At 59.9% G+C, this 12,456-nt stretch carries 9 protein-coding genes and 4 tRNA genes; 11 read left to right on the top strand and 2 right to left on the bottom strand.

Annotation, left to right across the window (positions count from 1 at the left end; all coding sequences use genetic code 11):
* The first annotated feature begins 54 nt into the window (after positions 1-54).
* The 10 genes from gltX to TU73_RS29405 all read left to right on the top strand — a co-directional run bounded on the left by gltX (position 55) and on the right by TU73_RS29405 (position 6,654).
* Positions 55-1,536: a glutamate--tRNA ligase gene (gene gltX, locus TU73_RS23650; protein ID WP_046068947.1), complete on the top strand. Its 1,482-nt coding sequence runs from the start codon at positions 55-57 to the stop codon at positions 1,534-1,536.
* Between the two features lie 147 nt (positions 1,537-1,683).
* Positions 1,684-1,759 (top strand) — tRNA-Ala (locus TU73_RS23655).
* A gap of 78 nt (positions 1,760-1,837) precedes the next feature.
* Positions 1,838-1,913: transfer RNA gene (locus TU73_RS23660), tRNA-Glu, on the top strand.
* 50 nt (positions 1,914-1,963) lie between these two features.
* Positions 1,964-2,039 (top strand) — tRNA-Ala (locus tag TU73_RS23665).
* 78 nt (positions 2,040-2,117) lie between these two features.
* Positions 2,118-2,193 (top strand) — tRNA-Glu (locus TU73_RS23670).
* Positions 2,194-2,375: 182 nt separating this feature from the next.
* On the top strand, positions 2,376-2,915 hold the full coding sequence (locus TU73_RS23675; RefSeq protein WP_046068946.1) for a TetR/AcrR family transcriptional regulator: 540 nt from the start codon (positions 2,376-2,378) through the stop codon (positions 2,913-2,915).
* Between the two features lie 14 nt (positions 2,916-2,929).
* Complete coding sequence (locus TU73_RS23680) at positions 2,930-3,760, top strand: alpha/beta hydrolase (protein WP_057014243.1); 831 nt, start codon at positions 2,930-2,932, stop codon at positions 3,758-3,760.
* 38 nt (positions 3,761-3,798) lie between these two features.
* A complete protein-coding gene (locus tag TU73_RS23685; protein ID WP_005789778.1) occupies positions 3,799-4,233 on the top strand; it encodes an acyl-CoA thioesterase in 435 nt (144 codons plus the stop codon).
* Positions 4,234-4,288: 55 nt separating this feature from the next.
* On the top strand, positions 4,289-5,251 hold the full coding sequence (locus TU73_RS23690) for a tRNA dihydrouridine synthase (RefSeq protein WP_057014244.1): 963 nt from the start codon (positions 4,289-4,291) through the stop codon (positions 5,249-5,251).
* Between the two features lie 455 nt (positions 5,252-5,706).
* A complete protein-coding gene (locus tag TU73_RS29405; RefSeq protein ID WP_231984780.1) occupies positions 5,707-6,654 on the top strand; it encodes a hypothetical protein in 948 nt (315 codons plus the stop codon).
* 3 nt (positions 6,655-6,657) lie between these two features.
* Here TU73_RS29405 and TU73_RS23700 read toward each other — a convergent pair whose 3' ends face one another.
* A complete protein-coding gene (locus TU73_RS23700) occupies positions 6,658-9,936 on the bottom strand; it encodes a sensor domain-containing protein (RefSeq protein ID WP_057014245.1) in 3,279 nt (1,092 codons plus the stop codon).
* 66 nt (positions 9,937-10,002) lie between these two features.
* Complete coding sequence (locus TU73_RS23705) at positions 10,003-10,893, bottom strand: LysR family transcriptional regulator (RefSeq protein ID WP_043051274.1); 891 nt, start codon at positions 10,891-10,893, stop codon at positions 10,003-10,005.
* Positions 10,894-11,033: 140 nt separating this feature from the next.
* Between TU73_RS23705 and leuC the strand changes: the two genes are divergently transcribed.
* Positions 11,034-12,452 carry a 3-isopropylmalate dehydratase large subunit gene (gene leuC, locus TU73_RS23710; protein ID WP_057014246.1) on the top strand — a complete coding sequence of 473 codons (1,419 nt, stop codon included), beginning with the start codon at positions 11,034-11,036 and terminating at the stop codon, positions 12,450-12,452.
* The last annotated feature ends 4 nt before the right edge of the window (positions 12,453-12,456 follow it).

Below are 12,456 nucleotides of genomic sequence, written 5' to 3' on the forward strand. Positions count from 1 at the left end.
TACCATTCGCCCCTTGCTTCAATTTTCAGTTTTATCGCCCATTCGAGACCTGCCATGACCACCGTCCGCACGCGCATTGCGCCATCGCCTACTGGGGATCCCCACGTCGGTACTGCCTACATCGCCTTGTTCAACTACTGCTTTGCCAAGCAGCACGGCGGTGAATTCATCCTGCGGATCGAAGACACCGACCAACTGCGTTCCACCCGTGAGTCGGAGCAGCAGATTTTCGATGCCTTGCGCTGGTTGGGCATTACCTGGGCCGAAGGTCCGGACGTCGGCGGGCCCCACGGCCCGTACCGCCAGAGCGAGCGCAGCGACATCTACAAGCAGTACACCCAGCAACTGGTCGACATGGGCCACGCCTTCCCGTGCTTCTGCACGGCTGAGGAGCTGGACCAGATGCGTGCCGAGCAGCAGGCCCGTGGCGAGACCCCGCGCTACGATGGCCGTGCGTTGCTGTTGTCCAAGGAAGAAGTGGCTGCGCGCCTGGCGGCTGGCGAACCCCACGTGATCCGCATGAAAGTGCCGAGCGAAGGCGTGTGCGTGGTGCCGGACATGCTGCGCGGCGACGTCGAGATCCCGTGGGATCGCATGGACATGCAGGTGCTGATGAAGACCGACGGCCTGCCGACGTACTTCCTGGCCAACGTGGTCGACGATCACTTGATGGGCATCACCCATGTACTGCGTGGCGAAGAGTGGCTGCCCTCGGCGCCGAAGCTGATCCTGCTCTACGAATACTTTGGCTGGGAACAACCGCAGCTGTGCTACATGCCGCTGCTGCGTAACCCGGACAAGAGCAAGCTGTCCAAGCGCAAGAACCCGACGTCGGTAACCTTCTATGAGCGCATGGGCTTTATGCCTGAGGCGATGCTCAACTATCTGGGCCGCATGGGTTGGTCGATGCCGGACGAGCGTGAGAAGTTCTCGCTGCAGGAAATGGTCGACAACTTCGACCTGTCCCGCGTCTCCCTGGGCGGGCCGATCTTCGATATCGAGAAGCTGTCGTGGCTCAATGGCCAGTGGCTGCGTGACCTGCCGGTAGAAGAGTTCGCCAGCCGTGTGCAGCAGTGGGCGTTGAACCCTGAGTACATGATGAAGATCGCGCCATTGGTGCAGGGCAGGGTAGAGACCTTCAGCCAGGTTGCACCCTTGGCCAGTTTCTTCTTCGCCGGGGGCGTGAACCCGGATGCCAAGCTGTTTGAGTCCAAGAAACTCTCGGCTGATCAGGTTCGCCAGCTGATGCAGTTGATCCTGTGGAAGCTTGAAAGCCTGCGCCAGTGGGAGAAGGACGCAATCACCGCGACCATCCAGGCGGTAGTGGAATCCCTTGAGCTGAAACTGCGCGACGCCATGCCCCTGATGTTTGCCGCGATCACCGGGCAGGCCAGTTCGGTGTCGGTGCTCGATGCGATGGAAATCCTTGGGCCGGACCTGACCCGTTTCCGTCTTCGCCAAGCCCTTGATTTGCTTGGTGGTGTGTCGAAGAAAGAAAACAAGGAATGGGAAAAGCTGCTGGGCGCCATCGCGTAAGCAGGCCGCTGCAGTGACAAAACCCCGGTTTTCCGGGGTTTTGTCGGTAAGTGATTGTTATCCCGGCAAAAAATTTTGGAAAATGTTGAAAATAAATTTGACACCTTTCCAAACCGCCATTAAGATTCGCCCCGTCCTCACCGATGAGGGGCTATAGCTCAGCTGGGAGAGCGCTTGCATGGCATGCAAGAGGTCAACGGTTCGATCCCGTTTAGCTCCACCAATCTACAGGTTCAAGGTCTGGCCACACCGGCCTTGAATCGATCAGGTCTCAGCCCTGATCAGTTGTACAGAAGGTTTTGTCCCCTTCGTCTAGTGGCCTAGGACACCGCCCTTTCACGGCGGTAACAGGGGTTCGAGTCCCCTAGGGGACGCCAGTTTCAACAAGCAGCTCGAAAGGTCTGCTGCGTCGCGAGACGAAAAATCCGGGGCTATAGCTCAGCTGGGAGAGCGCTTGCATGGCATGCAAGAGGTCAACGGTTCGATCCCGTTTAGCTCCACCAATTTACAGGTTCAAGGTTTGGCCACACCGGCCTTGAATCGATCAGGTCTCAGCCCTGATCAATGTACAGAAGGTTTGTGTCCCCTTCGTCTAGTGGCCTAGGACACCGCCCTTTCACGGCGGTAACAGGGGTTCGAGTCCCCTAGGGGACGCCACGATTACCCGCTTTGCGGGATTTTTAAGGGTCATTCAATTATTGAATGGCCCTTTTGTTTGTCTGGCATTTGGCCAATCCCTCCTTATTACCCATTTTTCTGTTCTGACCGGCGGTCGTGCTTGTCGCTTGCCAAATATTATTATGGTAATAATATTCAACCCATGAGAGACGGAGGCTTCGATGAGCGATAAAAAAGCGCAAACCCGCGAACGTATTTTGCAGGCTGCCAGCGCGGCGTTGATCCAGCGTGGCCCGGCTGAGCCGAGCGTGGGCGAAGTCATGGGTGCGGCGGGGCTGACGGTCGGTGGTTTCTACGCGCACTTTGAAAGCAAGGACGCCTTGATGCTCGAGGCGTTCACCCAGCTGTTGGCCAAGCGTCGCGCGTCCATTGACGACATGGACTCGCAATTGACCGGTGAAGAACGCAGGGCGCTGGTGGCGGCGTTTTATCTGTCGCGCAAGCACCGCGACTCCACCACCCAGGCCTGTCCGATCCCGGCGACGGTGGGCGAGATGAGCCGCCTGCCCGATGAATTCCGCCAGGCGCTGAATGAGCACTGCGAGTTGATGGCTGCACAGCTGGCGGCCAGCCCTGAGGACACTGACAAAGCCCTGGCGGACATGGCGCTGATGATCGGTGGCCTGGCCTTGGCTCGTGCCCTTGGCCCGGGTGAGTTGTCTGACCGTGTGCTGCGCGCTGCCAAGTCGGCCGTACGCTAGAAGAGGGCTGGAAGATGGGCACGTTAACCTGGACTCGTCGCTTCAACGGCACCCTGGGGCATCTGGCGCCGCAAACCGTGGCCAACAGGATGCGGCGTGTGTTCATGACGCCGCGTGACCTGCCGCCACGAGCTTGGGAGCTGCCGCTGTTGGCGCAATCGGAGCGCATTACTTTGCGCTTTGGCTTGTCCGCCCTGCGCTGGGGCCAGGGCCCCGCGGTGCTGTTGATGCACGGCTGGGAAGGTCGGCCCACCCAGTTCGCCAGCCTGATCACTGCGTTGGTGGATAACGGTTATTCAGTGATTGCCCTCGATGGTCCAGCCCATGGCCGTTCACCGGGGCGTGAAGCCCATGTGCTGCTGTTTGCCCGCGCCATGCTCGAGGCCGCTGCCGAGTTACCGCCGCTGCATGCGGTAATCGGCCATTCCATGGGCGGCGCCAGTGCGATGCTGGCGGTGCAACTGGGGCTGCGTACCGAGGCGTTGGTGAGTATTGCCGCACCCTCGCGTTTTCTGGATGTGCTGCGCGGTTTCACCCAAATGATCGGCCTGCCGGCGCGTGCGCGGGCGGCGTTCATCCAGGAAGTGGAACTGTCGTTCGGCATGCCGCTCAAGCACCTGGATGTGGCTCACTACCAGATGAACATTCCCGGCCTGATCGTGCATGCCGAAGACGACACCTTTGTGCCGGTCAAGGCGTCGCAAGCCATCCATGAGGCGTGGTTCGACAGCCGTCTGCTGCGCCTGGAGGCAGGCGGGCATCAGAAAGTGCTGGCCGACCCAAGGGTGGTCGATGCGGTACTCGTGCTGTTGGCCGGCCGCCTACAGGAACGGCAAATCGCCTGATACACTGCCCCGCCGACATTAATCGACTGGAGCAAGGCATGGGCTGGGATCTGGCAACGCCATTTATCATCGATCTGCAGGTTGCGCCTGAGGACATCGACGGCCTCGGGCACGCCAATAACGCCGTGTACGTGTCCTGGCTGGAGCGTTGTGCCTGGCGCCATTCTCAGCGCCTGGGGCTGGACCTCACCGAATACCGACGCCTGGATCGTGCCATGGCCGTGGTGCGCCACGAGATCGATTACCTGGCGGCCGGCTATGAAGGGGATGAGTTGCAACTGGCCACCTGGATCGTCGATTGGGACCAGCGCCTGAAAATGACCCGTCGTTTCCAGCTGGTACGCCCCCGTGATGGCGCGACCCTGCTGCGTGCACAAACCACCTTTGTGTGCATCGAGCTGTCCAGCGGCAAGCCCAAGCGTATGCCCGCCGAGTTTATTGAAGGTTATGGCCCCGCCCTGACCGGGGGTTAACGGTTGCCGCAGGAAACCCAGTAAACTGCGCCACGATTTTTGTTGAGTGTTTTCCATGCAAATTGCCTTGGCGCCCATGGAGGGGTTGGTCGACAACATCCTGCGGGACGTGTTGACCCGCGTGGGCGGTATTGACTGGTGCGTGACCGAGTTCATCCGCGTCAACGACCGCCTGCTCACCCCTGCCTATTTCCATAAGCTCGCTCCGGAACTGCTGCACGGTGCCCATACGGCGGCAGGTGTGCCGCTGCGTGTGCAACTGCTCGGCTCCGACCCGGTATGCCTGGCGGAAAATGCCGCCCTGGCCTGCGAGTTGGGCTCTGAAGTCATCGACTTGAACTTCGGTTGCCCGGCCAAGACGGTGAACAAATCCCGTGGTGGTGCGGTGCTGCTCAAGGAGCCGGAACTGCTCAACCAGATTGTCGAACACGTGCGCCGCGCCGTGCCTGCCCACATTCCGGTCACCGCCAAGATGCGCCTGGGCTTCGATAGCCCGGACGGGGCGTTGGTGTGCGCCACGGCCCTGGCCGAGGGCGGTGCTGCGCATATCGTGGTGCATGCGCGTACCAAAGCCGATGGTTACAAGCCGCCGGCCCATTGGGAGTGGATCCCGCGGGTGCAGGAGGTGGTCAAGGTGCCGGTGTTTGCCAACGGCGATATCTGGAGCGTCGAAGACTGGAAGCGTTGTCGCGAAATCAGTGGTGCCGAAGACATCATGCTGGGCCGTGGCTTGGTGGCGCGCCCTGACCTGGCACGGCAGATCGTAGCCGCGAAGGCGGGCGAGGACGTGGTCGAAATGACCTGGGCGCAGATGCAGCCGATGCTGCAGGAATTCTGGCGCCAATCGGTGGCACAACTGACTGAAAAGCAGGCGCCCGGCCGCTTGAAGCAATGGCTGGCGATGCTGACGCGCAATTACCCACAGGCAGTGGAACTGTTCACGGCCCTGCGCCGTGAGACGCACTTGGAGCAGGTCAGTCGCCTATTGGGCATGCAGCACCCAGTCCCGTTGGATTGAATCCATTAAGTAAGTTTTATATTTGCCTGAAAGGGCTCCATTGGAGCCCTTTCTTTCGCGTGCGCTAAATACCATAAAAACCCAGCTTGAAGTGGCTTGAATATTATCGGCTGTTTACATTTCAGCAGTTTATTAACGTATGTAAGGCTCGAAGTTATTCAGCAGCGGCCTGGCGCAAGGACTCCAAGGGTATAGTCGAGGAGGGCACCCTTCAGCGCATGTTGGTGTCTTTATATGAGAAACGATTTCGGGAACTCGACAGGCGGATTCTCCACGAATAGATGGACTGGGTGACGCGGTTGTTCCAGTTCATAAAAATCAATCAATGCCCGCACTGGAGCAGGGGTGGACGAGCGCCCCGAGACTGTGTGTGAGCGCAATTGGTTAAAATTTTAAGAAAAGCAGGCACCTTCGGGAAGTGTGTATTCGTGGGATGCTTGTGTGTGGAGAAATATATGTCTATCCATTCAATTAACAATATTGCGCGTATTGTAGATTTCAATAAGTTCGGTGATCTGGCTGAGGCGAGTAATAAATCAAGCCCAGCGCTATGGTCTGGCAGTGAGGGTGTTAAGCGCGATGTAAGCGTTCCTGTCAGCGCGGTGTCGGAAAGCAAAACCGAAACTGACAAGTTGCCGGAAGTTCTTACTACGTTGCGTTCAATTTCTTTTCAGTTACAAGAGTTGATATCTGATGGAAGAGATAGACGGGGCCGGGTACGTCCTGATGCACCTGCCCCTTCCGTAAAAGTTACCCCGCAGGTGACGCCAGAACCTGTCGCCCCCAAGCCAGGTTCTGCATTGGAAATCCAGGGGCTTTCCAGCAAGCGAAATGGCGCCAAGCCTGACAACATCTGGAGCGGGTTTCGCCAGGGCCCCGATGGCAACTGTGTGACGGTCTCGGCCATCAAGGCGGCGATGTATCGATTTGGCCAGAGCCCCACGGATATTTTCAAGGAAGTGACCAAAACCAGTAACGGCTACCAAGTGGTCATGCGTGATGACTTCAAGCTCACCCTGACCGACCGTGAGCTCGCCGAAGGAGCTCGAGGTGCGCGGTTTGTCGGCGCGGACAAGGGGATGCTCAAGGATGCGCAGTTTTTGTTTGCGGTCAGTGCCAAGCGTGCGCAGCTGGAAAACAATGATCGTACGGCGGGCCGAAGCTTCCAGGCCGCGATCCGCAGTTTGAATAATGGCGAGGATGAGACCGGGCCGGGTGAAGGGTTCATGCGGCTGGGGCTGAAGAAGCATATGAAAAAGGTTTCTGTACGCGACCTTGCCAATGGGCAACTGGGTATGTGTAACCGGGCCATGCATTCGGTGGCGGTCATTAACGGTCGCGAAGAGTTGTATGGACGCCAGGGTAAGGCGCCCACCAGTGGCCAGGCCGTAGCGCTGATGTAATCGCTACTCCAGTAGCCGCCTGAAACCCTCTATCGGTAACGGCCGGCTGTGCAAATAACCCTGGAATAAATGGCAGCCCAGCTGTTGCAGGAACGCCAGTTGTTCCGGGGTTTCCACGCCCTCGGCAATCACCTCCAGGTTCAAGCTGCGGGCCATGGCCACAATGGCGCGGATGATTTCGGCATCGTTCGGATCGTGGGTGGCATCGCGTACGAACGACTGGTCGATTTTCAATGCGTCCACCGGCAGGCGCTTGAGGTAGGTCAGGGATGAATAGCCAGTGCCGAAATCATCCATCGCGAAGCTCACGCCAAGCTTTTTCAAGCGGCGCATCTTCGCCACGGTGTCGTCAAGGTTCTGGATGACAATGCCTTCGGTGATCTCCAGTTTCAGCAGGCTGAAGGGCAGTTGGTGTTGTTCGAGGCTGCGTTCCACCCGTTCCACGAAATCATTCTGGCGAAACTGCCGCGGGCTGATGTTCACGCACAGGCTGAAGTTGAGCGGGTCCACCAGGCCGTCGGCAATCAATTGTGCGAAGGCGCCGCAGGCTTCATCGAGAATCCAGGTGCCGACTTCCAGGATCAGGCCGCTGTCTTCCAAAACCTTGATAAATTCCGTTGGCGACTGCGCCCCCAGTTGCGGATGCTGCCAGCGCACCAGGGCCTCGGCACCGACAATCCTGTTGCCGCGCGCGTCTACTTGAGGCTGGTAATGCACGCTGAACTCACCGCGTGACAAGGCCAGGCGCAGGTCGGTTTCCATGCGCAGACGCTCGCTGGCGGTTTTTTGCATGCTGTTGTGGAACATCTGCGTGGTATTGCGTCCTGAATCCTTGGCGCGGTACAGGGCGATGTCAGCACGCTTGAGCAGGTCGGCCGGTGTGCTGCCATGGTCGGGAATCAGCGCCACGCCGATGCTCGGCGTGACCTGCAGCCGATGGCCGTCGAGGAACATCGGTTCCGAAAGCAACTCGCGCAGGGTGTCGGCCAATGCTTGCACCTGGCTGCTCACGGCCTGGCGCGAACCCTCCAGGCCGCTGAGCAGTACCACAAACTCATCACCACCCAGGCGTGCCACGGTGTCCTCCATGCGTACGCTGGCTTCCAGGCGTGCGGTGACGATTTTCAATACGGTGTCACCCACCGGATGGCCGAGGGAGTCGTTGATGTGCTTGAAATGGTCTAGGTCAAGAAACAGCAGGGCGCCGCGCAAGTTGTGGCGCTTGAGCAAGGCGATCTGCTGGCTCAGGCGATCCATCAGCAGCGCACGGTTGGGCAGGTTGGTGAGCGGGTCGTGGTACGCCAGGTGACGGATCTGCGCCTGGGCGTTTTTCAACAGGCTGACGTCCCGTGCGGTCAGCAGCAGGCATGGGGTTTCATTCAAGGTGATCGGCTCAACCGAAACCTCCACCGCCAGCACCTCGCCACGTTTGTTGCGCCAGAGCATTTCCAGATGATGAATGCGCCCCTTGATCTGCAGCTCGGCCAGTAGGGCGGCGCGCTGGTTTTCATCGGCCCAGATGCCGATCTGGTAGAGAGTCAGGCCGATTACTTCCTCGGTGCGGTAACCGGTCAGGCGGCAAAAACCATCATTGACCTCCACATAACGGCCGCTGTCGCGTTCGGTGATGGAAATCGCGTCGGGGCTGGAGTGGAATGCCTTGGCGAATTTCTCTTCACTGGCCTTGAGCGCGGCTTCCGAGCGTTGCTGCTGGGTAATATCGCGCAGCGTGGTGACGATGCACGACTGGTCGCTGACCTTGATCAAGCGGCTGGAAATCACGCAGGTCAGGCTTTGGCCGTCCTTGTGATGCACTACGACGGCTACGTTGCTCAGGGCCTGTTCGCGAATCACCTGCTCGATGCGTTGCAGGCGCTTGCTGGAGTCGTCCCACAAGCCGATCTGTTCGGCGCTTTTGTCGATCACTTCGGCGGCGGTAAAGCCGAAGGTCTGGGTGAACGCGGGGTTGATCTCGATAAAGGCGCCGCTGTCCAGGTTGGTCACGCAGATCGGGTCGGGACTGGCCTGGAACAAGCTGGCGAATTTTTCTTCGGAGGCTGTGAGCCGTTGCTCGCGCTCGACCTGGTCGGTGATATCCAGCAACGTGCCGGCCATGCGCAAGGGGTGGCCGAACTCGTCGCGATACAGGCGGGCGCGGCTTTCCAGGTAGCGTGGGCTGCCATCCTCCATCAGCACGCGATAGGTCAGCTGATAGTTGCCACCCGGACCTTCGCGCAAGCTGCGATAGGCGTTGCGCATGCCCTCGCGATCTTCATCGGACATGCCTTCGAAAAACGCATCGAAGGACTCGTGGAACGGTGCCGGGTCCAGGCCGTGTAATTGCGCCGCGCGAGCCGAGCCGTAGAGCATGCCGCTGGGTATGTGCCAATCCCAGGTGCCCAGCTGTGCCGAATCCAGGGCCAGGTCCAGGCGTTCCTGGCTGTCCTTGAGCGCTTGTTCGGCATTTTTGCGCTCGGTGGTGTCGAGGAACGTGCTGATCAGGTAGGCCTCGCCGTCCAGCTCGACCTTCTGGGCGCTGAGCGTGCCGTCGTGGATCTGGCCGTTGCTGGCGCAGAACTGCACCTCCATGGTCATGGGCTCGCCCTTGCGCTGGGTGGCCTTGACCAGCAGTGCGCGCTGTTCAGGGTCGCGCCACAAGCCCAGCTCCAGGGTGGTGCGGCCGATGGCGTCGGCCACCGGCCAGCCGAACAGCATTTCGAAGTACTGGTTGGCCTCGCTGATCAAACCGTCGGCCTGGCGCGTCAGCAGCACCATGTTCGGGCACAAATGGAACAGCGTGGCGAAGCGCTTTTCTGAATGACTGAGGGCATGTTCGCGTTCGCGCTGATGCGTGATCTCACGAATCACTCCGATCATGCGGCGGCGCCCCGCTTTGTCTGGCGCCAGGCTGCCGCTGATCTCCAGCCAGTGCAGGCTGCCATCGGGCCACTGGATGCGGTGATGCATGGCGCGCTCGAATGGCTCCCCGGCGAGTACCGCGTGAAAACCGCGTATCACGCGGGTTCGGTCCTCCGGTGCGAGCAGATCGAGATAGTCGAGGTCCTTGGGCAGTGGCTGGCGAGGATCAAAGCCAAATAACGCCTGGGTACCCCGGGACCAACTGATTTTTCCGGTATCGATTTCCCAGCACCAGGCACCCAGCCGGGCGGCATTGAGGGCCGCCAGCAATTGCGGAGCGCTATCCCAGCTTTGTTCCGCCGCTTGAGGGTCCAGGGCGTAGATGCGGGGCAGGGGAGGTATCGGGTCGACGGGATTGCGCATTATCAAAGGGCCTTGGCTCGTTGGGAAAACAGCGCGGTAGTACTTGGAACCCGGGGCCGCACGGTGTCATGCCGGTAACCCTGGCAGATCGACCTGTGCATCCAATAGGCTCATGAAGGCCCGCGCAGCGTTCGACAGCGTCCTTTCGGTGTGCACGATATAGCCTAGCTGGCGACTGAGCTGTATGCCCGGCAAAGCGATACTTGCCACCTGGTCATCGAGCATGGTGCGCGGCAACACGCTCCAGGCCAGGCCGATGGAGACCATCATCTTGATGGTTTCCAGGTAATTGGTGCTCATGGCGATATTCGGCGCAAGGCCTTGGGCCTCGAACAATCGGCTGACAATGTGGTGGGTGAAGGTATTGCCCCCGGGGAACACTGCCGGGTGCGCGGCGATATCGGCCAGGCTGATGGAGCCGTTGCTGATCAGGCTGTGTTCGGGCGCCACCACGAAATCCAGCGGGTCATCCCAGACCGGCGTGGCGCGCACCAGGTTGTGGGGCTCGGGCGCCAGGGTAATCACTGCCACTTCGGCACGACCGTGGAGGATTTCTTCGTAGGCCACTTCCGAATCGAGAAACTGAATATCCAATGCCACGTTCGGGTATTGCCGAGTGAACGTGCGCAGGATCGGTGGCAGGCGGTGCAGGCCTATATGGTGGCTGGTGGCCAGAGTGAGTCGCCCGCTGACTTCGCCGGTGAGGTTGGTCAGGGCACGACGGGTGTCGTCCAGCACATTGAGGATCTGATAGGCGCGAGGCAGCAGGGCTCGCCCGGCTTCGGTCAAACCCACTTCACGGCCCAGGCGATCGAACAGACGCACCTTCAGTTGTTGTTCCAGGCCAGCGATGCGTTTGCTGATGGCCGGTTGGGTCAGGTGCAGGCGTTCGCCGGCACCCGAGAAACTGCCGGTTTCAGCGATGGCAATAAAGGCGTTGAGGTTGGCCAGGTCCATGGTGCTATTCCAGTTGGTAATCCAAAGCATAAAAAATATGAATTTGAGTTATTTAATGTAGCGCCCTACCATCAGCCTCACAAGCCAAAGGGTTATTGAAAAGCCCGGCGTATAGAAACACCGCTGATGAGGACCGACTGATGGCCGGCAAAACGCTTTACGACAAGCTTTGGGATTCCCATGAAGTGAAACGTCGCGATGATGGATCGTCGCTGATCTATATCGACCGTCACATCATCCATGAAGTGACCTCGCCCCAAGCGTTCGAAGGCCTGCGACTGGCCGGGCGCAAGCCCTGGCGCGTCGACTCGATCATCGCCACGCCGGACCACAACGTGCCGACCACGCCTGAGCGCAAGGGCGGTATCGAAGCCATTGCCGACCAGGTCTCGCGTTTGCAGGTACAGACCCTCGACGACTACTGTGACGAATATGGCATCACCGAATTCAAAATGAATGATGTGCGTCAAGGCATCGTCCACGTCATCGGCCCGGAGCAGGGTGCGACCTTGCCGGGCATGACCGTGGTCTGCGGCGACTCCCATACCTCCACCCACGGTGCGTTCGGCGCCCTGGCCCATGGCATCGGCACCTCCGAGGTGGAACATGTGTTCGCCACCCAGTGCCTGGTGGCCAAGAAGATGAAGAACATGCTGGTGCGCGTCGAAGGCACCTTGCCGTTTGGCGTGACCGCCAAGGACATCGTACTGGCCGTGATCGGCAAGATCGGCACCGCTGGCGGCAACGGCCATGCCATCGAGTTTGCCGGCAGCGCGATTCGCGACCTGTCCATCGAAGGCCGCATGACCATCTGCAACATGTCCATCGAAGCCGGTGCCCGCGTGGGCATGGTGGCGGCGGACGAAAAAACCGTTGAGTACGTGAAGGGTCGTCCATTCGCGCCAAGCGGTGCGGATTGGGACGCCGCGGTAGAGGCCTGGAAAGACCTGGTGTCTGATGCCGATGCAGTGTTCGACACCGTGGTTGAACTCGACGCTGCCCAGATCAAGCCGCAAGTCAGCTGGGGTACTTCGCCGGAAATGGTTCTGGCCGTCGACCAGAACGTGCCGGACCCGGCCCAGGAAACCGACCTGGTCAAACGCGGTTCCATCGAGCGCGCCTTGAAGTACATGGGCCTGAAAGCCAACCAGGCGATCACCGACATCCAGTTGGATCGCGTATTCATCGGCTCCTGCACCAACTCGCGGATCGAAGACCTGCGCGCCGCGGCAGTGATCGCCAAGGGGCGCAAGGTCGCCTCGACCATCAAGCAAGCCATCGTGGTTCCAGGTTCCGGCCTGGTCAAAGCCCAGGCTGAAGCCGAAGGCCTGGACAAGATCTTCCTCGAGGCCGGTTTTGAGTGGCGCGAGCCGGGCTGCTCGATGTGCCTGGCGATGAACCCGGACCGCCTGGAGTCGGGCGAGCATTGCGCGTCCACTTCCAACCGTAACTTCGAAGGGCGTCAGGGCGCCGGCGGGCGTACCCACCTGGTCAGCCCGGCCATGGCTGCCGCGGCGGCCGTCAACGGTCGTTTCATCGACGTTCGCGAATTGATCTGAGGAA

Source organism: Pseudomonas libanensis (genome assembly GCF_001439685.1).
Classification (GTDB): Bacteria; Pseudomonadota; Gammaproteobacteria; order Pseudomonadales; family Pseudomonadaceae; genus Aquipseudomonas; species Aquipseudomonas libanensis.